The 255-nt window shown below is 46.7% G+C and carries 1 protein-coding gene; it reads right to left on the bottom strand.

Annotation, left to right across the window (positions count from 1 at the left end):
* Positions 1 to 255: IS110 family transposase (locus tag I6E24_RS17015; RefSeq protein WP_235329867.1), on the bottom strand; the 255-nt coding region annotated here is incomplete at both ends.

Genomic DNA, 255 nt, shown 5'->3' with positions numbered 1-255 from the left:
TCTGAGGATTCATACGTTTACGGTATTCCGTATAGGCTACGGTCATTGCAGGATCCTTGCGGATTGCAATCCATGCGGCTTCTATCAAAAGACACCGAAGCATGAAATGCCGGCGTACAGTTATATCTCCTGTGCCGTTACTTTCACCGCTCGAATGACACATTGGTACCAGACCGATGAAAGAAGCCAGATGGTCAGCATTCTTAAAACGCACTATATCATCAAGCTCAACCATCAGGGTGGCAGCTGTAGTAA

The organism is Bacteroides caecigallinarum, from assembly GCF_021530995.1.
Classification (GTDB): Bacteria; Bacteroidota; Bacteroidia; order Bacteroidales; family Bacteroidaceae; genus Phocaeicola; species Phocaeicola faecigallinarum.
The sequence above is the reverse complement of the archived record's forward strand: the minus strand, read 5'-3'. Positions and strand labels throughout refer to the sequence as shown.